This window comes from Sphingomonas sp. CCH5-D11 (assembly GCF_001557395.1).
In the GTDB taxonomy this organism is placed as follows: Bacteria; Pseudomonadota; Alphaproteobacteria; order Sphingomonadales; family Sphingomonadaceae; genus Sphingomonas.
On sequence record NZ_LSKH01000048.1, the window covers coordinates 1 to 21,790 of the forward strand.

The 21,790-nt window shown below is 65.4% G+C and carries 22 protein-coding genes; 7 read left to right on the forward strand and 15 right to left on the reverse strand.

Going from position 1 to position 21,790, the window contains the following annotated elements; all coding sequences use genetic code 11:
- Window positions 1–56 precede the first annotated feature (56 nt).
- Complete coding sequence (locus tag AX702_RS02995; protein WP_066775942.1) at window positions 57–1,523, forward strand: lipopolysaccharide biosynthesis protein; 1,467 nt, start codon at window positions 57–59, stop codon at window positions 1,521–1,523.
- Window positions 1,524–1,529: 6 nt separating this feature from the next.
- Here AX702_RS02995 and AX702_RS03000 read toward each other — a convergent pair whose 3' ends face one another.
- Entirely contained in the window at window positions 1,530–1,958 is a 429-nt protein-coding gene (locus AX702_RS03000; protein ID WP_066775943.1) for a CBS domain-containing protein, read from the reverse strand.
- A 39-nt stretch (window positions 1,959–1,997) separates the two neighbouring features.
- On the opposite strand from AX702_RS03000, the gene AX702_RS03005 reads away from it, so the two are divergent.
- Window positions 1,998–2,339, forward strand: coding sequence for a hypothetical protein (locus AX702_RS03005; protein WP_231731702.1), 342 nt, complete (start codon window positions 1,998–2,000; stop codon window positions 2,337–2,339).
- Window positions 2,340–2,677: 338 nt separating this feature from the next.
- On the opposite strand, the gene AX702_RS03010 is transcribed toward AX702_RS03005, so the two are convergent.
- The 4 genes from AX702_RS03010 to hisS all read right to left on the reverse strand — a co-directional run bounded on the left by AX702_RS03010 (window position 2,678) and on the right by hisS (window position 6,944).
- Window positions 2,678–3,511 carry a DUF4167 domain-containing protein gene (locus tag AX702_RS03010; RefSeq protein WP_066775944.1) on the reverse strand — a complete coding sequence of 278 codons (834 nt, stop codon included), beginning with the start codon at window positions 3,509–3,511 and terminating at the stop codon, window positions 2,678–2,680.
- A 277-nt stretch (window positions 3,512–3,788) separates the two neighbouring features.
- On the reverse strand, window positions 3,789–4,631 hold the full coding sequence (prmC, locus tag AX702_RS03015; RefSeq protein WP_066775945.1) for a peptide chain release factor N(5)-glutamine methyltransferase: 843 nt from the start codon (window positions 4,629–4,631) through the stop codon (window positions 3,789–3,791).
- Complete coding sequence (gene prfA / locus AX702_RS03020; protein WP_066775946.1) at window positions 4,624–5,697, reverse strand: peptide chain release factor 1; 1,074 nt, start codon at window positions 5,695–5,697, stop codon at window positions 4,624–4,626. The genes prmC and prfA overlap by 8 nt, the downstream gene beginning before the upstream one ends.
- Window positions 5,694–6,944, reverse strand: a complete 1,251-nt coding sequence (gene hisS / locus AX702_RS03025) for a histidine--tRNA ligase (protein WP_066775948.1) — start codon at window positions 6,942–6,944, stop codon at window positions 5,694–5,696. The genes prfA and hisS overlap by 4 nt, the downstream gene beginning before the upstream one ends.
- Before the next feature lie 109 nt (window positions 6,945–7,053).
- On the opposite strand from hisS, the gene AX702_RS03030 reads away from it, so the two are divergent.
- Window positions 7,054–8,970 (forward strand): M61 family metallopeptidase, encoded by a 1,917-nt coding sequence (locus tag AX702_RS03030; RefSeq protein ID WP_066775950.1) that lies wholly within the window; start codon window positions 7,054–7,056, stop codon window positions 8,968–8,970.
- A 48-nt stretch (window positions 8,971–9,018) separates the two neighbouring features.
- On the forward strand, window positions 9,019–9,597 hold the full coding sequence (gene ppa / locus AX702_RS03035) for an inorganic diphosphatase (RefSeq protein ID WP_066775952.1): 579 nt from the start codon (window positions 9,019–9,021) through the stop codon (window positions 9,595–9,597).
- 64 nt (window positions 9,598–9,661) lie between these two features.
- Here ppa and AX702_RS03040 read toward each other — a convergent pair whose 3' ends face one another.
- The 3 genes from AX702_RS03040 to AX702_RS03050 form a co-directional block, all read right to left on the reverse strand.
- Window positions 9,662–9,979 carry a DMT family transporter gene (locus tag AX702_RS03040; RefSeq protein ID WP_066775957.1) on the reverse strand — a complete coding sequence of 106 codons (318 nt, stop codon included), beginning with the start codon at window positions 9,977–9,979 and terminating at the stop codon, window positions 9,662–9,664.
- 99 nt (window positions 9,980–10,078) lie between these two features.
- The gene (locus AX702_RS03045; protein ID WP_066775959.1) at window positions 10,079–10,558 is read right to left on the reverse strand and encodes a GNAT family N-acetyltransferase; all 480 of its coding nucleotides are present in this window, start codon (window positions 10,556–10,558) and stop codon (window positions 10,079–10,081) included.
- Window positions 10,555–11,463: a DMT family transporter gene (locus tag AX702_RS03050; protein ID WP_066775961.1), complete on the reverse strand. Its 909-nt coding sequence runs from the start codon at window positions 11,461–11,463 to the stop codon at window positions 10,555–10,557. Before AX702_RS03050 ends, AX702_RS03045 begins: the two co-directional genes overlap by 4 nt.
- Before the next feature lie 223 nt (window positions 11,464–11,686).
- On the opposite strand from AX702_RS03050, the gene AX702_RS03055 reads away from it, so the two are divergent.
- Window positions 11,687–12,193, forward strand: a complete 507-nt coding sequence (locus AX702_RS03055; RefSeq protein ID WP_066775963.1) for a MucR family transcriptional regulator — start codon at window positions 11,687–11,689, stop codon at window positions 12,191–12,193.
- A 5-nt stretch (window positions 12,194–12,198) separates the two neighbouring features.
- Window positions 12,199–13,041, forward strand: a complete 843-nt coding sequence (locus AX702_RS03060; protein ID WP_231731703.1) for an oxygenase MpaB family protein — start codon at window positions 12,199–12,201, stop codon at window positions 13,039–13,041.
- Window positions 13,042–13,068: 27 nt separating this feature from the next.
- On the opposite strand, the gene AX702_RS03065 is transcribed toward AX702_RS03060, so the two are convergent.
- Window positions 13,069–14,337 carry a dicarboxylate/amino acid:cation symporter gene (locus AX702_RS03065; protein WP_066775965.1) on the reverse strand — a complete coding sequence of 423 codons (1,269 nt, stop codon included), beginning with the start codon at window positions 14,335–14,337 and terminating at the stop codon, window positions 13,069–13,071.
- 163 nt (window positions 14,338–14,500) lie between these two features.
- Here AX702_RS03065 and glmM point away from each other — a divergent pair, with 163 nt between their 5' ends.
- Window positions 14,501–15,841, forward strand: coding sequence for a phosphoglucosamine mutase (gene glmM, locus AX702_RS03070; RefSeq protein WP_066775968.1), 1,341 nt, complete (start codon window positions 14,501–14,503; stop codon window positions 15,839–15,841).
- A gap of 76 nt (window positions 15,842–15,917) precedes the next feature.
- Here glmM and nadA read toward each other — a convergent pair whose 3' ends face one another.
- From nadA to AX702_RS03100, 6 genes are all read right to left on the reverse strand, one after another.
- Complete coding sequence (nadA, locus tag AX702_RS03075) at window positions 15,918–16,916, reverse strand: quinolinate synthase NadA (RefSeq protein WP_066776014.1); 999 nt, start codon at window positions 16,914–16,916, stop codon at window positions 15,918–15,920.
- A 32-nt stretch (window positions 16,917–16,948) separates the two neighbouring features.
- Entirely contained in the window at window positions 16,949–17,734 is a 786-nt protein-coding gene (locus tag AX702_RS03080) for a hypothetical protein (protein WP_231731704.1), read from the reverse strand.
- Between the two features lie 312 nt (window positions 17,735–18,046).
- Complete coding sequence (locus tag AX702_RS03085; protein ID WP_066775970.1) at window positions 18,047–18,754, reverse strand: DUF4230 domain-containing protein; 708 nt, start codon at window positions 18,752–18,754, stop codon at window positions 18,047–18,049.
- Window positions 18,744–19,607 (reverse strand): MBL fold metallo-hydrolase, encoded by an 864-nt coding sequence (locus tag AX702_RS03090; protein WP_066775973.1) that lies wholly within the window; start codon window positions 19,605–19,607, stop codon window positions 18,744–18,746. Before AX702_RS03090 ends, AX702_RS03085 begins: the two co-directional genes overlap by 11 nt.
- Before the next feature lie 58 nt (window positions 19,608–19,665).
- Complete coding sequence (locus AX702_RS03095) at window positions 19,666–21,309, reverse strand: M56 family metallopeptidase (RefSeq protein WP_066775975.1); 1,644 nt, start codon at window positions 21,307–21,309, stop codon at window positions 19,666–19,668.
- Window positions 21,306–21,674, reverse strand: coding sequence for a BlaI/MecI/CopY family transcriptional regulator (locus AX702_RS03100; protein WP_066775976.1), 369 nt, complete (start codon window positions 21,672–21,674; stop codon window positions 21,306–21,308). Before AX702_RS03100 ends, AX702_RS03095 begins: the two co-directional genes overlap by 4 nt.
- Between the last annotated feature and the right edge of the window lie 116 nt (window positions 21,675–21,790).

The following is a 21,790-nucleotide window of genomic DNA, read 5'->3' on the forward strand; positions in this document are numbered from 1 at the left end:
CGGATTTCCGCCACTTTTAACTTGTCGTGAAGTCACACACCTGTAGCCCAAACACTATGCCTCCCGCCTCCTCCAACACGAATCATACCCAATCCCTCACCCAGCAAGTCCGAAACGCCGTCATCTGGCGGTCAGGCTCACAAATCGCCGCCCAGATTGTGCAATGGGCATCCACGTTTATGGTGATCCGGATCCTCGCGCCGAGCGACTATGGCCTCTTTGCGCTCACCGGCGTGGTGATGGCGTTCCTCAACATGCTGAACGGATATGGGCTGGCGAGCGGGCTGGTTCGCGAGGCGGAGCTTACGACGCATCAGATCCGCCAGGCGTTCGGCATGCTGATCGCGCTGAACGTAGGACTTGGCGCGATTCAGCTGGGCCTGGCTCCCGTCGCTGCCGCTTATTACCGCCAGCCTGAGGTGGCGGCGCTACTTCGCGTCCAAGCGCTGATTTATCTGTTCACGCCCTTCATCGCCCTGCCTCAGGCGCTGCTCAGCCGCAGCATGGACTATCGCCGCCAAGGGCGCGTTAACATCATCTCATCGGTTGTTGGCGCCGGCACCGCGCTGGTTGGCGCATTCTCCGGCTGGGGCGTGTGGACCCTGGTGATCGCCCCCATGGCACTCTTCGCCACACGCGCCGGCGGCATGACCGTGGCGGCAGGGTCGATCATGATGCCCTCGTTCGACTTCAGAGGCGCGGGATCACTCGCGCGATTCGGCGGTGTAATGGCCGCAGGACAGCTCTTCTGGTTCATACAAAGCCAGATCGACGTGTTCATCGCGGGGCGGCATTTGGATCTTCATGATCTTGGTATTTATACGACCAGTCTGTTTCTGGCGCAGATCTTCGTGTCCAAGTTCGTTCCGCCGCTGAACGAAGTGGCTTTCTCGGCCTATGCGCGGATCCAGCACGATCGCGCCGCGACGGCCGCCGCTTTCACAAAGGGCGTGCGGATCGTGATGCTGGCCGCCCTCCCCTTCTATTTCGGACTGGCCGTCACAGCGGACCCGCTGGTGCGGGTCATGCTAGGCGAGCAATGGGTCGATGCCGCGATCATTGTTCGACTGCTGGCGATCGCCATGCCGTTCATGACCCTTCAAGTGCTGTTCTCCCCGGCGTGCGACGCGCTGGGCCGACCAGGCGTGGGCGTTGCGAATGGCGCGGCGGGCTCGGCGATCCTCGCCGCCGGGTTCCTCGTCGGCATCCAATGGGGCCTGATCGGCATCGCGGCCGCCTGGATCGTCTGCTATCCCGTCTACCTGGCCGTAAGCTGCTGGCGCGCCCTGCCGGTGATCGGGGCGCGTGCACGCGACGTTGCCGCGGCCGTTGCGCCGTCACTCCTGGCCGCAGCGGCGATGGCGATCGCAGTTACAGCATTGGATCATTCGATGGTTCTCGCGCCGCTTCCCCGCCTTTGCCTGCTCGTCACGGCCGGGGCAGCGGTCTATGCGGGATGGCTGGCGCTATTCGCCCGGGGCGTCGTGCAGGAGACGCTCGCCCTGATCCGCAACCGGCGATAGCTGCGGTCAGACCTGCTGGATGTAATCCCGCATGGCGGCCGCATCGGCCTCCACCCGCTCGATGCGGTATTTGACAAGGTCGCCGATCGAGACGAGCCCGATCATCCGCCCCTCCGCGATCACCGGAAGGTGGCGGATACGACGACGGGTCATCAGCGACAGCGCCCCCATCACCGGATCATCGGGAGAGACAGTCAGCGCCGGCGCGGTCATGACATCCTGCACGGGGCGGTCGAGGACACCCGTATCCCCAGCCTTCAGGCAGTAGATGAGGTCGCGTTCCGAGAAGACGCCGAGCACCCTTTCTCCGTCGACCACCGGCACCGCCCCGATCCGGCGCTCCGCCAGCAGCGCCACTGCCTGGCGGACCGTATCGCGCGGAGCCACCACGATGGTTTCATGGCCCTTGCCGCGCAGGATTGCCGCGATCGTCATCGCCTCTCTCCTCATTTCAGACCCTGCCGCCGATCAGCCGTGAAGGTCACGGCGGCGTTGTTGCTGGAAGAATGCGCCATTCCAAGGCAGATGGAAAGCATGAGCCGGCTCGACGATCCTGAATATGCGCGATTCGCCTGGAAACGCTTCCGGCGCCTGCTCGCATGGAGCGGGCTGGTCGGCCTGGTCGCGTCCGCTCTCGCCGTATGGCTGGTCGGGCGATCCTATGGGGCTCTGGACTGGGTGGCGACCGTGGCGATGATCGGCGGGGTCACGGGATCGGTGCTGATGGCAGGCGCGCTGATGGGGCTGACGTTCCTCTCCTCCGGTACCGGACATGACGAAGCGGTGGACACCCGGGACTTCGACGACCTTCGCTGAGGCGGCACAGGCGCGGGAAATCCACGCCTCAACATTTTCCGGATTTTAAGCGACGGCGCTCGCGACAGGCCTTGTTAGAGTCCTATCCAGCTGGATTGATCCGCCTCCCCGGCGAAGGCCGGGGTCAAGCTGCTCAACGATGCTGGAAGGCACACCCGCTTTTTCCAACGCTTTCCCACCTGGACCCCGGCCTTCGCCGGGGAGGTGCTTCAAGGGACCGGGATCAAACCCTGGCCAAAGGAAAAGTAACCCGTCCGCGACAGCGCACAAACGAACGGGCCGGCTTCGCACCTAGCGAAACCGGCCCGTCTCTGTTCAGCCAAAGCTGAAAACGTTTTCTACGCTTCGACCTCTGCCGGTGCAGCAAGGGTGCGACGACGCCGCGGCTTTGGTGCCGCTTCCTCCGCCACAGCCTCACCACCAATCGACGGCGGCAATGCGCTGGCGTCAAAGCCGAGCTGCTCAGCCGCATCCACCGGCGCCTTGCGCGGCCGACCGCGACGCTTCGGAGCGGCGACGTCCACATCGCCATTCATTTCAGGCGAAGGATGTGCCGCAACGGTCTGGGCGGTTTCGACAGGCACCGTTTCGCCGTTCACGGGCGCGGCTGCACGCTCCTCCCGACGATAGTCGCCACGGGCGTTCGAAGAACGCTGCCGGCGATCCTGGCCATCCCGCTGGCGCGGCTCACCACCATCGGCACGCGTGCCTTCCGCCCGAGCACCCTCGTCGCGATCGGACCGGCTACGCCCGCCATCCTGCTGACGATTGCCGTCATACTGGCGATTGCCGTCGCGTTCCGCACGCTCGTCGCCGCCGCGGCCCTGCTCCTCGGCACGGATCGGCTCACCTTCGTCGCCGTAATCCTCGTCGAGATCGAAATCGTTCTGCGGACGACGCTCCCGCGCCTGATCCTCATAGCGGCCGCGCTGATCGGCGAGGACGCGGAAGTAGTGATCGGCGAACTGGAGGTAATATTCCGTGTTGACGCGATCGCCCTGCCGCTGCGCGTCCGACGCCATGTTCTTGTACTTTTCGTAAAGCTGGCTGGCGTTGCCACGTGCCCGGCTGTCGATCCGATTGCCATTGTCACGCTGGCCCTGGCTGCTTCCGCCCTGCGAACGCTGCCCACCACGGCCACGACGGCGACCGTTCTGACGGTTGTTGATCAAAATACTGTCCTCGTCCTCAAACCAAAAACGGCCTTGCTCCCGGAACAATCGGTGCAACAACCCCCGGGCTTCGGCGGGTCGGCGCAGATACGCCTTGCCTCCAAAAGCCTGCCATGACCGCCGGACTGCAGCGGTTGATGACGAAGGGTGGGCAAGCCGCCCAAAACTCAACCAAAAATGTTGATTTTGCGTGCCCCTGCGCTTGCCATAGCCGCAGAAGGGGCATTCTCAAAGAGAAATATTGGGTAAAATTCGCTGATTTCAAGGTGTGACGACTTCAAGATGTCACCACAAGGCACCGGTCCCGTCCGCCAAGATCCCGTCGCACCGTCACGTTCAAGCCCGCCGCCATGAACAGCGCGGCCGCCGATTGCCCCTGTGATGCCCCGATTTCCACGCAAGCCACGCCGCCAGGTGCGATCTGCGACGCGAGGAGGGGTGCGATGGCGCGGTAATCGTCCAATCCGTCGCGGCCGGCGTAAAGGGCACTCTGCGGCTCCCATCGCGCCACCTCATCCGGCACGGCTTCGCCCGTCGCCACATACGGGGGATTGCACAAAATCAGGTCGAACGCCGCGCCGGTACCCGCCCAATCGCCCAAGCGGATCTCGGCCCGTCCCGGCGCGATCCGATCCGCATTGCGGCGGGCGATCGCCAGGGCCTGCGGCGACGCATCGATCCCGACGCCGCTCGCCCCTGGCCATTGATCCAGCGCAGCCAGCAGCAGGGCGCCAGAACCGGTGCCCAGGTCAAGAATTGTACCTGGGCCAGGACCGGCACCGAAATGGTCGATCGCCGCCTCGATGAGGGTTTCACTGTCGGGGCGGGGGATCAGCACACCAGGGCCCACATCAAGGTCGATCGTCCAGAACGCCCTGCTTCCCGTGAGATAGGCGATCGGTTCATGCCGCTCCCGGCGCGCCACCAGATCGGCAAACGTCGCGGGCACCGGCTGGTCGCCAAGCGTCAGCAACAGTCGTTCACGGCTGATCCCCAGGGCATGGGCAAGAAGCAGCTCGGCATCGAGCCTCGGCGTTTCCGAGAAACCGAACCGCGCCGCCGCCGCGGTCAGCGCCGCACGAGCCACGCCCACCCCGGCGGGTACCAGGTGATCAGCCATCAAGCGTCGCTAACCGCTCGGCCTCGTCCTCCGCGATCAGCGCGCCGATCAGTTCATCCATGTCACCGGCCAGGATTTCCGGAAGACGATGCAGCGTCAGGTTGATGCGATGATCGGTTACGCGCCCTTGCGGGAAATTGTAGGTGCGGATTCGCTCCGACCGGTCGCCGCTGCCGACCATCGACTTGCGTGCGCCCGCCCGCTCGGCATGGAGGCGCTCGCGCTCCATCTCATAAAGGCGGGTGCGCAGGACCTTCAGCGCCTTGGCCTTGTTCTTGTGCTGGGACTTTTCGTCCTGCTGAATCACCGTCAGCCCCGTCGGGATATGAACGATGCGGACGGCGGAATCGGTCGTGTTTACCGATTGCCCGCCCGGACCTGACGAACGGTAGATGTCGATCCGCAGATCCTTGTCGTCGATCTGCACGTCCACATCCTCGGCCTCGGGCAACACCGCCACGGTGGCCGCCGACGTGTGGATCCGGCCACCGCTCTCCGTCACCGGCACGCGCTGCACCCGGTGCACGCCGCTTTCGAACTTCAGCTTGGCGAAAACACCCGAGCCGGTAACGGAGGCGACCACTTCCTTGTAGCCGCCCGCATCGCTGTCCGACGCGGAGATCAGCTCCACCCGCCAGCCCTGATTTTCGGCATAGCGCTGATACATGCGGAACAGGTCGCCGGCGAACAGCGCGGCCTCGTCACCCCCGGTGCCGGCGCGCACTTCCAGCATCGCCGAGCGTTCGTCCGCCGCGTCGCGCGGCAACAGCGCCAGCGCGAGCTTGCGGTCGGCCAGTTCCAGCGCGGCTTTGTTCTCGCGCAACTCCTCCTCGGCCATGGCGCGAAGCTCGGCATCGGCATCGCCGGTCATGAAGGCGAGACTGTCGGCCTCCTGCCGCAGCCGGCGCACCTCCGCCGCGGCCTGAGCCACGGGCTCAAGCTCGGCATATTCCTTCGACACCGCGACGAAGCGATCGCCGGGAAGATCCCCGGTGGCCATCTGCGCGGCAAGCTCGTCCCGCCGCGCCTCGATCTGGCGGATGCGTTCAAGCGAAATGGCGGTCATTGCTGCGCGACGACCATCGGTTCCACGATCGCGCGGACGCGATCAAGCGCATCCTGATCCGCGCCATAACCCCGTTGGGCATGGGTGAGCGCGCCATCCCGCAACGACAGGCTGTACGTCTGCGACGGCTTGCGCTTCAGCGCCTTGTCGAAGCGCTTGCGCGGGCTGCCCTCGATCGTGGCCTCCGCCGCGATACCGGCGCGGCGCAGCGCCGCCACGGCTGCCGTCGCCGCCAGCTCGAGGCCGGCACTTTCGGCAATGACATTGACCGGCCCATCGAACGCGGGCTCCTCCAGCAGCATGGCGAGCCGCTCCACACCCGCCGCCCAGCCGACGCCGGCCGTGGCAGGCCCGCCCAGGCTTTCGATCAGCCCGTCATAGCGGCCGCCGGCGAGCACGGTGCCCTGCGCGCCCAGCCGATCGGTGACGAACTCGAACGCTGTGTGGCGATAATAATCAAGCCCGCGCACCAGCCGCGCGTTGCGCGTCCAGGCGACGCCGGCGGCCTCCAGTCCCCTTGTGACGCTCTCGAAGAACGCACCGGCATCCGCGGTGAGAAAGTCATCGATTCCCGGCGCCGCATCGGCCACGGGCCGATCGCGCGGATCCTTGGAATCGAGGATGCGCAGCGGGTTCTTGTCCAGCCGGGCGAGACTGTCCTCGCTCAACTCGCCCCGATGCTGCTCGAAATGCGCGACAAGCGCGGCGCGCCACGCGTCGCGGGTCGCAGCGTCGCCCAGCGTGTTCAGCTGGAGCGTCACGCCCTCGGCAATGCCAAGTTCGTGGAGCAGCTGGTCCGCCAGGGTCAGGAGCTCGACATCCGCCGCCGGTTCGGGCGCGCCCAGGATCTCTGCGTCGATCTGGTGGAACTGACGATAGCGTCCCTTTTGCGGGCGTTCGTAGCGGAAGACCGCGCCGCTGGTGGCAAGCTTCAGGGGCGCAAATTGTTGCCATCCCTCGGTAAGATAGGCGCGCGCCAGGCCGGCGGTGAATTCCGGCCGGAGGGTCAGCGAATCACCGCCACGGTCGGGAAAGGTGTACATCTCCTTGGACACGACATCGGTCGTCTCGCCAATGGAGCGCGCGAAGACCTCGGTTGCCTCGAACACGGGGATCTCGACGCGCTGGAAGCAATAGAGCTTGCGCACCCGGTCGAAGGTGTCGAGCACGTGCGCGAAGCGGCGCTGTTCGCTGCCGAAGATGTCCTGCGTGCCGCGCACGCGGTTGGGAGTCTGTATCCGGGCCATTGCGGGCGCATCTAGGCGCGACGTTCGAAAGCGGCAATGCAGTGATGTGGCAGCGATGCGGGCGCCAGGTCATTGAGCTTCGGGCAGACGCTCGCTAGCGGGGCTAGCCATGATCCGTTTTGCCTTTGCGAGCGTCCTGCTCGCTTCCGCCGCCGTCGTCACGGCCCAGGTACCCGCCGGAAACTCCGCGCCGCAGCCGGCGCCCTTCGCGAGCTCCATCCCCGATCCGGTTGATCAGCCCTATCCGGGCACGATCGCGCTCAACGTGGACGCCACCGACGTGGCGCGCGGCATCTTTCGTGTCAGCGAGACGCTTCCGGTCGCCAAGGACGGGCCTATGGTATTGCTCTATCCGGCCTGGCTGCCGGGCAATCACGCCGCGCGCGGACAGATCGAGAAGCTGGCGGGGCTGGTGATCAAGGCGAATGGGCGGACGATCCCCTGGACGCGCGACCCGGTGGACGTTCACGCCTTTCACATCGACGTCCCCACCGGCGTGCGCGAGATCGAGGCGAGCTTTCAGTTCATCTCGGCGACGAAGTCGGATCAGGGCCGGATCACGATGACGCCGGAGTTGCTGAGCCTTCAGCCGAACTCGGTCAGCCTCTACCCGGCCGGATATTTCACCCGCCAGATCCCGGTGAAGATGACGGTGAAATATCCGGCCGGCTGGACAGCAGCGGGCGCGATCCCCGCAACGGTGAGCGGATCCACCTATTCCTATGCGCGGTCGAACTACGAGGTGCTGGTCGATTCACCAATCCTGGCCGGTCGCTATGGCAAGACGTGGCAGCTCACGCCGCGGGTGTCGCTCGCGGTTTACGCCGACACGCCCGCCGAACTCGCCGCGACCCCGGCGCAGATCGATGCGCACAAGCGGCTGGTCGAACAGTCAGCGAAGGCGTTCGGCAGCCAGCATTACGATAATTACACTTTCCTGCTGTCGATCAGCGACAATCTGGGCGGCATCGGGCTGGAACATCATCGCTCCAGCGAGAATGGCGTCACGCCGGGCTATTTCACCAAGTGGGACGAGGGACCCGGCCGTCGCAACCTCCTGCCGCATGAGTTCAGCCACAGCTGGAACGGCAAGTTCCGCCGCGGCGCGGATTCGTGGACGCCTGACTTCCGCACGCCGATGCGCAACTCGCTCCTGTGGGTGTATGAAGGGCAGACGCAATTCTGGGGTTACGTGCTTCAGGCGCGATCGGCACTGGTGTCGAAGCAGGACACGCTCGATCAGCTCGCGGCCATTGCCGCACTCTACGACAGCCAGCCGGCACGCCAGTGGCGCGACCTGATCGACACCACCAACGATCCGATCATTTCCGCGCGGCGACCCAAGGGCTGGGCAAGCTGGCAGCGCAGCGAGGATTATTACAACGAGGGCCTGCTCGTCTGGCTCGAGGTCGATTCTCTCCTGCGGCAGCTTTCGGGCGGCAAGAAGTCGATCGATGATTTTGCCCGCGCGTTCTTCGGCGTGCGCGACGGCGACTGGGGCGATCTGACCTACACGTTCGACGATGTGGTCGCGACGCTGAACGCCGTTCAGCCGCATGATTGGCGCGCCTTGCTGACACAACGGCTGACCGAACATGGCAAGGGCGCGCCGCTCTCCGGCTTCGAGCGCAATGGATATCGCCTCGTCTATACCCCGGATGCACCGGCATCCTTCCGGCATGGCGAGAAGACGCGCAAGGTAGCAGACCTTACCTATTCCGGTGGGTTCGTCGTCGGATCGGGCGCTGAGATCACGTCCGTCACCTGGGGATCGCCGGCATTCGACGCGGGCCTGACGGTGGGTACCACGATCGTCTCCGTGGGCGGGATGGCCTATTCGGACGATCGGCTGAAGGCAGCGATCGCCGCTGCGAAGGAAAACAAGACCCCGGTTCAAATGTGGGTCAAGAAGGGCGAGCGCTATTGGCAAGTCTCGCTCGACTGGCAGGGCGGCCTGCGCTACCCGCGCCTCGAAAAGATCGGCACGGGAGAGGCCGGTCTCGATCGGTTGCTTGCGCCGCGCTGACCCGCGGCACGAGTCTTCACTTCGTCATACAAAGCAAAGGGACCGAACATGCGCATCGACAAGGTGCCGACGGGTGACAATCCGCCGCACAGCCTGAACGTCATCATTGAAGTGCCCACCGGTGGCGAGCCAGTGAAGTACGAGTTCGACAAGGCCAGCGGCGCGCTGTTTGTCGATCGCATCCTGCACACGCCGATGCGCTACCCGGCGAACTACGGCTTCGTACCGCACACGCTGTCGCCGGATGGCGATCCACTCGACGCGCTGGTCGTCTCGCGCTCGCCCTTCATCCCGGGGTGCGTCGTGCGCGCCCGGCCGATCGCGGTGCTGAACCTGGAAGACGAAGCCGGCGGTGACGAGAAGCTGGTCTGCGTGCCGGTCGACCAGACCTTCCCCTATTATTCGAACGTCGGCGAGAAGGACGACCTGCCCGAGATCGTCTTCCAGCAGATCGAGCACTTCTTCACCCACTATAAGGACCTGGAAAAGAAGAAGTGGGTTCGCATCGGCAAGTGGGGCGGCGCCGACGAAGCGCGGCAGATCACCGTTGAAGCGATCGAACGCTACAATGACGCCAAGGCAAAGGGCGAAGAGCCGCACGACCATGACGTGCCCGGCCGCGACTGAGGGATGATTGCGCCGCCCGTCATTTCCGCCTGATCGGAAATGACGGGCGGCGCCCCTTCGCCCCTCAATGCGCGGTGAGCTTCAGCCCCGCGATGCACAGCACGACACCGAAGATCAGCGCGATGCGCACCGGCGTCGCCGGCTCGCCATAAAGCGCGATGCCCACCAGCACCGTTCCCAAGGCGCCGATGCCGCCCCAGACCGCGTAGGCGGTGCCCATCGATATGGAGCGGGAGGCGAATTCCAAGAGCCCCATCGACAAGGTGACGGACAGCAGGAAGCCCGCCGTCCAGCCAAGGTTGCGGAATCCCTCCACATGGCGAAGACAGGTGGTGAAGCCGACCTCGAACAGACCACCAAGCACGAGCCAGAACCACGCCATCAGTCGCACCCCACGTGCGAATGACGGACAGGTCCAGGCGTTGGCACGGTTCGGCTCAACATCGGCTCATGATCCCTTTCACATTCTGCCCGGCGCTCTTCACCGGCCGGCCAGCATGCGGAGCGCCGTGCCGGTGACGCGCTGGGTCGTCCATTCGTCCTGCGGAAGTGCGCCCTTGGCCCGGTAGAATTCAATGGCAGGCGTATTCCAGTCGAGCACCGTCCATTCAAGGCGCGGGCAATCGCGATCGATCGCGATTGACGCCAATTGCCTCAGGAGTGCCGCCCCCGCACCGGCACCTCGCGCATCGGGCGTGACGTACAGATCCTCCAGCCACAGGCCGCGCCGCCCCGTCCATGTCGAGAAGGTGTGGAAGAACAAGGCAAAGCCGATGCTCTCCGCCGCGCGTTCCGCGATCAGCGCTTCCGCAGCGGGCTCAGGGCCGAACAGCGCCGCTTGGAGCATCGGCTCTGTCGCCTCAACGGCGTCCGGCTCGCGTTCGTAAGCGGCGAGCTCACGGATGAAGCGCAGGATGGTTGGAACGTCGTTCGGTGTCGCCGGCCGGATGGCGATGGTCATGCAGCTTGCTCCAGCGTCTGCGCCGCGATGTCCCGGCGACGCGCGGCATAGACGCAGGCCGCGACGATGACGATGGCGCCGATCAATGTGTAGCCGGAGACGCGCTCTCCGAAGACCAGGAAACCGAGCACGGCGGCATAAACAAAGGACGTATATTCCGTCATCGCCAGATAGCCCGCCTCACCATGAGCATAGGCCCAGGACAGAAGCATCATCGAGACAAAGGCCAGCAGCGCCGCGCCGCCCAGCGGCAAAATGGTCGCCGCGGGCGGGATCACCGCAAGCCAGGGAGCAGCCATGCCCAGCAGACACAGGATGACGAGCGACTGGAGGCAGGCAGTCTCCGCGGGCCGGGCGGCGAGCGACTGAAGCCGGGTAAGGATCAGGTTCACGGCGTAGAGGACGGCCGACGCAAGGATTGCGATCGCGCCATCGAACGCGTCGGGCCCGAGCGCCGCCTGCGCCTGCCCGATGAAGATGGTCATGATGCCGAGGCTCGCCACCAAAACCGCCATGACCGTTCGCAGCGAGACCCGCTCCTTCAGCCACCAGGCGGCCAGGATCAGCGCAAGGATCGGCGCAATATAGGACAGGGCAATTGCCTGCGCCATCGGCACCCGCGCGAGCCCCCAGAAGAACAACAGGGCCATTGCACAAGTTACCGCGCCGCGCGTGAGGTGAAGCACCAGCGCTCGTCGGGTCGGACGGCGGATGCCGATGGTCGCCCATGCGATCCCACCCAGGGCAACATTGCCGAGCGAGCGCCACAGCATCGTGTTGTACACGCCGAGCGCCAGCACCAACCCTTTCATGACGGCGTCCATCACGGAAAAAAGGCCAATGCCGAGCGCGCCGATCAGAAAAGCGACACCGACAGGCACCATCTCACGCGAAGAATTGGTCATTTCAATGCATTAGATCGTTAAAGCTGCGTTGGCGAGCATTGAGCAGCCTTCCGTCAGGTTAATACCGTATGAACAATGGGCATTGGTGTTGACAGGCAAGCAAAGCGATAGATCGAAAAAATCGCAGCGCGACATCGGTTTAATAAACCGTCATAACAACGGGCGCGCCAGTTGACCTGCACAGACGCCACGCTAAAGCAACGGTAAATGTAAGGAGCGTCGCATGACTGAAGATACCGTTGACACCAATGCCGTTGAGCTGGCTACCGAGCTGACCATCGCATGGCTGTCAAATCCCAATACCCGCGCGTCCAGCGATGAGGTACCGGGATTTCTGCATAAAATGCATGAAGCGGTAAATCAGCTGTCGACCAACACCCAGCCAGTCTCGGACGAAGAGCCGGCAGGCGATTACACGCCGGCGGTTTCTGTCCGTAAGTCACTTGCGTCAAAAGATCATATTATCTCGATGATCGACGGCAAGCCTTACAAGACGCTGCGGCGCCATCTCGCCGGCCATGGACTGACGCCGACTGAATATCGTCAGCGTTATGGTTTGAAGCCCGATTATCCGATGGTTGCAGAAAACTATTCGGAAGCGCGCCGTGCCATGGCCAAGAAGATCGGCCTTGGCCGCAAGCCCGGCATGACCCGCAAGGGTTCGGACGAGGCAGCACCGGCCAAGCGCGGCCGCAAGGTCCCGGCGATGGCGGGAGCCGGGGAGGAATAAGTCGCATGGCGCGGGCGGCCCCATCGCTGCCCGATATGCGAAGTGCAATCGGCGGGCGCATTCGTGCGCTCGTCGGTTCCGGATCGGTCGACCTGTCGCGGCCGCCGGGTGATCCGGGCCTGTTCGGTCCCGGATCCATGGCATGGCGGGTCCATGCCGATTTTTCCGCAATGATGATCGGGGGCGTGTCGGCCCTGCTGCTTCAGATGCTCCATCCCCTGGCGCTTGCCGGCGTTTGGGATCACAGTGACTTTCGCCGCGATCGACTTGGCCGTTTGCGCCGCACGGCACAGTTCATCTCCCTCACCACGTTTGGCAGCACCAAGTCCGCCAATGCCGCGATCCACCGGGTGCGCGCGATCCACGAACGGGTGACGGGCACTCTGCCGGACGGCACGCCCTATATGGCGAGCGACCCGGCCCTGCTCACCTGGGTGCATGTAGCGGAGGTGGACAGCTTTCTGCGCGCCTATGTCCGTTATCGCGAGCCGGGCCTCTCAGGCGCGGAACAGGACCGGTATCTCGGCGAGACGGCGATCATCGCCGAGAGGCTTGGCGCACGCGAGGTGCCGAAATCGCGCCGGGAACTTGAGAGCTATTTCCGTGATGTCCGACCGCAGCTTTCCTACGACAATCGTACCCGCGATGTCGCCGCGGCGCTTTTGGCGAGCGGCCCCGATGCGCTGACGACCGGCGCGCTGGCAATCGTCACGCCGGCCGCGCTTGATCTGCTGCCGCCGTGGGCCGCGGCGATGCACGGCCGCACACCGAGCGCGATCGGCCGCCCCGCCATCCGACTGGGCGCGCGCGGGATGAGCAATGTGCTGCGCTGGGCACTTCGGCGCTGAGCCGCAAAACCAGCCCCAGCCTCAGCCTCAGCCGGTCAGCCCTTCCGACGGCTCCGCATCGCTCGCAGGATCGACCCGCTCGCGCCGCGACAGCGTGATCGTGGTGGCGAGGTCCCACATCACATTGCCCAGCGTCCGCATGATGTCGGGCAGCGTTTCGACGGCGACCAGCAGCCCCAGCGGCGCGGCCGGCGCGCCGATCGTTGCGCAGACTGGCGCGATCGAACTGACATAGCTCACCGTGCCCGGCAGGCTCACTGCGCCGAGCGACGTCAGCGCCGCCACCATCGTGCCAACCGCCAGCGTGCCGAAGGACAAAGGCACGCCAAACCAATGCGCGATATAGATGGCCACCGCGAAATTCATCGCCGGCCCCGTCGCGCGCAGCAGCGCCACCGCCAGGGGCAGCGTGACGCCAGCCGTGGCGACCGGCGTTCCAAGCGACCGTGCCCCCGCCAGCATCGCCGGCAGCGATGCCAAGGACGATTGCGTCGATACCGCCACCGCCTGGCTGGGCAAGGCGGCCCGGGAAAAGCGCGCCAGAGACACGCGGCCGCCGATGATCGCCATCGGATAGGCACAAAGCGTGACGATCAGGCCGACACCCGCGACGATCAGGATATAGTGGACAAGCGCGTGGAAGGCTCCGCTCCCGGCCTTCGCCCCAACCACGATGGCGAGCGCAAATACCCCGAGCGGGCCGATCCACAAGACCCAGCCGATCACGACGAGCATGGTATCGCGCACCGCCGTGAAGAGCCGCACCAGCACCTCCCGCAACTCCGCCTCGATCCGCATGAGGGCAAAGGCGAAGATCAGCGCAAAGATGATCATCGACAGGAAATTGCTTTCGGCCGTGGTCCTGACGATGTTGCTGGGGATGATCCCCGCGAGGAACTCACCGAGCGGTGGCACTGGTGGATTGGGGCCGACGCCGGTCAGCGCCGCCCGCAGCGCGGCGGCTGAATCGACCGGCAACGGCGCGAGCTCCAGCAACAATGGTGTCAGGAACGCTGCCGAGACCGCTGAGGCGACCATCACCGCGACATAGAGGCCGACGGCACGACCGGCGAGCCGCCCGGCCTGTGCCGCCGCCGCCGTCGCCGCCACGCCCGTTACCAGCAGCGAAAAGACGAGGGGGACGATCGTCATCTGCAGGGCATTGAGCCACGCCTGGCCGATCGGCTGCGCAATGGCAACCGTCGGCTCCACGGACGCGGGTGCATAGGCAGCGATCAGAATGCCGGCGACCAGCCCCACCACCAGCGCCACCAGAATACGAGTAGATTGGGACATCACGCCTTTCGAACTCTTCGTCACCCCGGACTTGTTCCTAAGTCCGCCAAACGGCAAGAGCTAAGGCAACATGGTTGTGCGGCACCACCGGTGCCTGAGCAAGCCGTCTGCGGTGCATTCGATCGGCGCCGGGCGGGAACATTGAACGATTTGGAGGTTGTCAGTGGCGCGCAAATACTTCGGCACCGATGGCATTCGCGGCCTGACCAATATCGCGCCGATGACGGCCGAGATGGCGATGAAGGTCGGCATGGCCGCCGGCGCCTATTTCGTGCGCGGCGACCATCGCCACCGCGTGGTGATCGGCAAGGATACGAGGCTGTCCGGCTACATGCTGGAAAACGCGCTCGTTGCCGGATTCACGGCAGTGGGGATGGATGTGGTGCTGGTCGGGCCCATGCCGACGCCGGCGGTGGCGATGCTCACCCAATCGATGCGCGCGGACATCGGCGTGATGATCTCCGCCAGTCACAACCCCTTTGCCGACAATGGCATCAAATTGTTCGGCCCCGATGGGTACAAGCTGTCGGATGAGGCGGAACTGGCGATCGAGGCACTGATCGACGGTGAAGTGGCGCTCGCCGCGGCCGGTGACATTGGCCGCGCGCGCCGGGTGGAGGATGCCCGGGGGCGCTACATTCACTTCGCCAAGTCCACCTTCCCCGCCGACCTGCGGCTCGATGGCATGAAGGTGGTGATCGATTGCGCCAATGGCGCAGCCTATCAGGTGGCGCCTTCCGCCCTTTGGGAGCTCGGCGCAGAGGTGGTCGCAATCGGGGTCGAACCCAACGGCAAGAACATCAACGACAAGGTTGGATCCACCGCGCCGCAGACGCTGTCGGAAACAGTGGTCGCCAGCGGCGCCGCGATCGGCATTGCGCTGGACGGGGATGCGGACCGGCTGATCGTGGTGGATGAACTGGGCCGTATTGTCGACGGCGACCAGCTGATGGCCACCATCGCCACCGGCTTCGCGCGGCGCGGGGCGCTGGCCGGCGGCGGACTGGTGGCGACCGTGATGTCGAACCTGGGGCTGGAGCGGCACCTGTCGGCGCAGGGGCTAGGGCTGGTGCGGACCGCCGTTGGCGACCGCTACGTCCTGGAAGCCATGCGCGCGCGTGGCTTCAATGTCGGTGGGGAGCAATCGGGGCACATCATCCTGTCCGACTATGGCACCACCGGCGACGGGCTGGTCGCGGCGTTGCAGATCCTGGCCGAGGTGAAGCGCGCCGGCGCACCGGCAAGCGAGGTACTGCACCGGTTCGAGCCGCTGCCGCAGCTGCTCAAGAACGTGAAATACGTCCGTGGCGGCAAGCCGCTGGAGAGCGACAGCGTGCGCCGGACGATTGCTGCGGCCGAGGCGGAACTGTCAGGCATCGGCCGGCTGGTGATCCGACCGTCCGGCACCGAGCCGGTGATCCGCGTCATGGCAGAGGGCGATGATGCGGCGCAGGTGGAGGCGGTGGTGGACCGCATTTGCGATGCCGTGCGCGCCGCAGCCTGAGGGCGGCACCTTTCGCGACAAGGTGAGGAGGTAGCGCGGGGCTCCGGATCCTATCCGAGGCGCCCGCGTCGGGGGCTCAGTCGCCTGTTACCTTGGCCGGGCCCAGATCGCCCTGCCCCACCGTGCCGCTGGCCATGGCGAGCATGGCATCAAGGCTCTTCTTCGCCTTGATCCGCAGATCCTCGTCCATCTCGATCCTTGGGCTAAGGTCACGCAGCGCGAGGTAGAGCTTCTCCATGGTGTTGAGCGCCATGTACGGGCAGATATTGCAATTGCAGTTTCCGTCCGCGCCCGGCGCACCGATGAACGTCTTGTTCGGCAGCGCCTTCTCCATCTGGTGGATGATGTGCGCCTCGGTCGCGACGATCAGCGTGTCGCCCGACATCGCCATGGCATATTCCAGGATGCCGCGGGTCGAGCCAACGTAATCGGCATGATCGAGAATCACCGGCGGGCATTCCGGATGCGCGACGATCGGCGCGGAGGGGTGCTGCGCCTTCAGCTTCAGCAGCTCGGTCTCGCTGAACGCCTCATGGACGATACACACGCCAGGCCACAGGATCAGATCACGCCCGGTCTTGCGCGCGAGATAACCACCCAGGTTACGGTCTGGCCCGAAGATGATCGGCTGATCCTTCGAAATCTGCGACAGGATCTTCTCCGCCGAGGACGAGGTGACGATCACGTCGGAGAGCGCCTTCACCGCGGCGGAACAGTTGATATAGGTCAGCGCGATCGCATCCGGGTGCTGCGCGCGAAAGGCCGCGAACTGCTCCGGCGGGCAGCTGTCCTCCAGCGAGCAGCCCGCATCCATATCGGGCAGGATCACCGTCTTCTCAGGAGAGAGGATCTTGGCCGTTTCGGCCATGAAGCGCACGCCGCAGAAGGCGATCACATCGGCGTCGGTCGCCTGCGCCTTTCGGCTGAGATCAAGACTGTCCCCGACGAAATCGGCCAGATCCTGAATCTCGGGCTTCTGATAATAATGGGCGAGGATCACCGCATTCCGCTCCTTGCGAAGGCGATCGATCTCGGCGCGGATATCAACGCCCGTGAGGTTCTGCGGCTGTTCCATGCCGGTGCAGATGGCCCGGCCCGGCGCTTCGATCAAGGCACCGGTGCAAAGGGCGGCGGAAATGGCGGGTAGGCGAGCGGATCGAGCCGCGCGCCGGGTGACCCCGACGTGACGAAAGCATAGAAACCGGTGCCGAGCGGGCTGATCGTGATCACGTCCATTGCCACCTGCATGGCGACAAGAAGCGCGCTGCCAACCCACCACGCCGGGTGAACCCGCCCATAGCGGCGTGTGTCATGAACCATGCCGGCCAGCGGAAACAACATGGTTGCAGCGAAGATGCCCCAGGCGGCCCAGGGGATCATCAGCGGGCCGGGCAGCAATCGGCCGAAGGCCGGCCCCATGATCGCGGTCATCGCCACCATCACCAGCCGGCGGTGCCAATGGGTACGCCGCCGCCACGCCACTGCCCACCACAGCACACCGGCAAACACCAGCACGGACAGCGGGTTCATGACCAGAAAATAGCCCGGCATGAAGAAGAACGGGGCGCGCGCGGCGCGAACCATCTCGACCGTGGCGGCGATCCCCAGCACCACCATCAACGCCGCCCAACCTGCCCCGATCCAGCCGAGCAGCCGGTGCTGGTTGATCCGACCGTTCGCCACCAGCCATGACTGGAATACGAAGAAGCCGATCCAGCCCATGAAGGCCAGGGCATGGGCATGGACCAGCGCCGGCGCGCCGAACGTGGAACGTCCCATAGCAAACTGAAGACCGAAGCAGAAGACGTTGGTGAGCGCCATCGCGACTGCAAGACCAAAGAAAAAGCCGCGATCATCACGGATGCCGACACGCGACGGTGCAATGCTGGCCATGGGGACTCCCCTTCCCGATGGAGAGTTATTGTAGCAGAAGCGGGTGCAGCATAGAACAGCGGCGTGCCATTACTGTCGCACGCTGCGTGCCGGCCGAAGATTCAACTACTTGCCGACGCCATTCCGAGGCACCGGCCAGCCCACATCAGGCAAATATCTTATGATGTTCGCGGGAGAATTCGCCGGAGATCGGACGCAACAATCATCGGAGCCGGTTCGAGTCGCGAAGCGGCGAAACACGTCGCTCATGCCAACGGTCATCAGCCTTCCGGCGCGCTCCGCTCTCGAAACCAGGCCGGGCGACGCTGCGCCTTAACGCTGGTTGCCCAGCACCTCCTCGAGACTTCGGCTCATGTCCCACCGCTCGCCGTCCGACCTGCCTGGATCGCCGGCGAACCGCACCTCGACGCGCACTGGCAATCCTGCTGCGCCCAACGCGCCTCCGAACAGCCGCTCGATCGCGCGCCGGCCATTGTCGCGTGCCTTGGCCAGATTTTCTGGATCGCGCGCCCGTTCCGCGACGACGTTGCTGGCCGTTCCCGCGACGCGCCGCTGCAGTTCCGCCATGGCATCGCGCGATACATAGACGCCGGAGGTCTGATCCAGCGTGACCCGCGCGTGATCTATATTGGGCCGGCCGACCACCACGTCGGGCACCTCGACGGAAAGCGTGCGCGCGGCCGGATCATAGCGGAAATCGGCCGTATCGAGCCCGCGGACATCCACGAAATAGTCCACCTCGAAGGGCGCCTTGACCACGCGGCTCGATTTCAGCCAGCCCCATAGGCGGCTCGTCGCTCCCGTAGCCTGCACCGTGCCGGTCAGCCGGCTGACGCGAAGGTCGGCGCTGGTGTGCAACGTCGCCGCAACCACGCGCGCCACTGCGAGGCCGCTGTCGTCCGTCTCGACGACATGGCGATCGTTCCACCAGCGGTAAGCCGCAACCGTCGCGACGATGATGGCGAAGGCAACAGCGATGCCAATTGCTGCGGTCGCCACCGACCGGCCGTCAGGCCGCATCCATGCTTTCCCACGCGTCGCCAATCGGGCGGACCAGCGCCCGCCGCTCCAGATCGATGAGGTGCGCCAGCACCGAGCGCTCGGCGGCGGGATAGAGCCGCGGATCGACACCGACGTACATCTTCTCGACCATCGCGGGGATCACGCCCGTACCCGCACGAAGCAAGCGCAGGATCTGCCCTTCGCGCTGCTTGCGATGGCCGAGCAACCCGCGCACCAGCCGTTGCGGTCGCTCGATCGCTTCGCCATGCCCCGGATAATAGATCCGGTCGTCGCGACCGATCAGCTTCTCGAGGCTGGCCATATAGGCCGTCATGTCCCCGTCCGGGGGCGAGACGACGCTGGTTGCCCAGCCCATCACATGATCGCCGGAGAAAAGCGCTTTTGTTTCCGGCAAGGCGAAGGCGAGATGGTTGGACGTATGGCCGGGCGTCGCGATCGCCTCCAGCGTCCAGCCTTCGCCGGCCAGCGTCTCTCCCTCCGCCATCACGCGATCGGGCGCATAATCGTGATCGAAGGAGGCGTCTGATCGTGGGCCGTCATCCTCCAGCGCAAATGGCGCTGCGCCGACGATCGGCGCGCCAAGCTCCGACGCAAGCCGGGGCGCGCCCGGGCTGTGATCCCGGTGATGATGGGTGATGACGATCGCGCGCACCGGGCGGCCGGCGACCACCGCCAGCAACGCGGCATGATGCGCCTCGTTCGCCGGGCCGGGGTCAATGATCGCCAGGTCGGCGATACCAACGATATGCGTCTGCGTACCCGTATAGGTGTAGGCCGAGGCATTGGGCGCCAGCACACGTGTGACCAGCGGCTCGAGCTCGATCGGAACTCCGGTGGGCGGTGCCTCCATGCGATGCCAGATGGCCGGTTACATCCGGGATGGCAAGGGCACCAGGCGCCGCCGCCGATCAGTGCTGGCCGTCGTCGTCGATCCGCCTGACTTCGCGATCGAGCGCCGCCAGGGCGTGTTCGCGCTCGGCGGGCGTGAGATGGTCATTGTCGCGAATGGCGGCGCGCGCGGAGCGGATGCCAGCACGGGCGCTCATCATGGCGAGCTGGCGCGTCTTTTCGGGCTGACGCAGCGCGACCTCGACGCGTGCCTGCGCCTGTGCCTGAGCACGCGCGCTGCGACGCTCGATCCGATCGGTGCAGATCGTGATCCGCCGACGCCCATGATCGGTATCATGCACAACCGTCGGCTCCACCACATCGCCCGTGCAGGTGGCGGACCGGACTTCCGGCACCATGACGGAGACATGGCCATCGTGCGTCCAGGTGGGAGGTGCCGGTGGTGTGGGCGGCGTAGGCGGCGTTGGTACGGCAGCTTCTGCCGAAGGCGCGACCGCGGCGAGCGGGGCCGGTGGTGCCGCGGGTGCTTCGGGAGAGGCCGGCTCTGCTGGCAGCGGAGGCTCGGGTGGTTGCGGCGGCTCGGGCAGCGGGTTTGCCTCCACCCAGGCGCGGGCAGCCTCGCCCTCAAGCACCGTGCGCTTGCCATCGCGCTCCACTACGACCCGCACGTCCTTGGCAGCCGGCGCCATGGCCGGAACCACCGCCGGGATCGCCGCCTTGGCCGCCGTCTCGACACTTGCACGCATCCGTTCCGCCGCCTGTGTGCCGGAAGCGGTCAAGCCGAGCGCGCCCGCACCGGTGGCGAACACGGCGGCAAGCCCCACCAGTGCGCGCGGACGCGAGATCCGGCCCATGCCCAGCATCCGCAAGCGTCCCTTCAGATCATCGACGGTATGCAGGTGGCAGGCGGCCGCGATCGCGCCGCCATGCGCCGCCTTCACGATCGCGCAGGCATAAGCGTGGCGCGCGTCCGCTCCGAGCCGCGCAAGGACACGCGCGTCATTCGCCATCTCCTGATCGGCGCGGAACGCGCGAAAGGCATACCAGGCCAGCGGGTTGAACCAGTGCAGCGCGAGTACCGCCAGCGCGAACCAATTGGCGACGAGGTCCCCGCGGGCATGGTGGCCAAGCTCATGCGCCAGCGCCAGCCGCTGCTCATCGGCATCATAACGCGCGGCGAAATCGCGCGGGAAGGCCACGAAGCGGCGAAGGACGCCAAACGCAAGCGGCCCCGCCGCTGCCGCACTTTCCACGATGGTAACGCCATCGACCTCGTCGACGACGCCCGCCCCCGCCAGCAGGCGATGGCGAAAGCGACGGTAGGCAAGCATGTGCCACAGGATGAACGCCGCCGCGCCGATCCCCCACACAGCGGCAAGGGAAAAACCGAGCGTGAGGAACGACGGCGCGGCAGCGTCGCCAGCGGCAGGCACGATCAACACCGTGACCTGTCGGCCGACCTGGGTGATGGGAGTGGCAAGCGCACCGGAGATGGGCGCTGTCACCTGTTCGCGAACCGTTTCCGGAAGGGGCGGCAGCACCAGTCGAAGCAGCGGCAACGACCACAGCGCATAAGCGACCGGCGCGCCGAACGCCCGCCGGACCGGGGCACGCACCAACAGGACCAGAAGGATCAGGAGAGCGGAGGCGGCGAGCGCCTCGACCATCCAGGAGACGCCCGTCCACTCACCGCCGGCGCTCATTGTTTCAGCGCCTTCAGTAGCGATTCGATTTCCGCAATGTCTTGCGCGGACAGCTCATCGCGCTCGGCCAGATGCGCGACCAGCGGGGTGAGTTTGCCACCGAACAGGCGATCGATCAGCCGCCGCGATTCACCGGTGACATAGTCGCCGCGCTCGACCGCGGGCCGGTAAAGATAGCGGCGCCCATCCTCTTCATGCGTGATCGCGTTCTTGGCGAGCAGCCGCCCCAGCAGCGTCTTGACCGTGTTGGTGCTCCAGCCACGCTCGGGATCAACCCGCTCGGCCACGTCCTGAGCGGTGAGCGGGCTATCGTCCCATAGCACCTCCATCACCGCATGTTCGGCATCGCTGATCCGCTCGGCCACGATTCGACTCTCCTGCAACTACACCTGTAGTCGCAATGATTACGAACGTAGTCAATAGCGGTGCGACGAACCGGCGACCTGTTCCGGGCTGAGCTTGCAGAGGATCAATTAGCGAG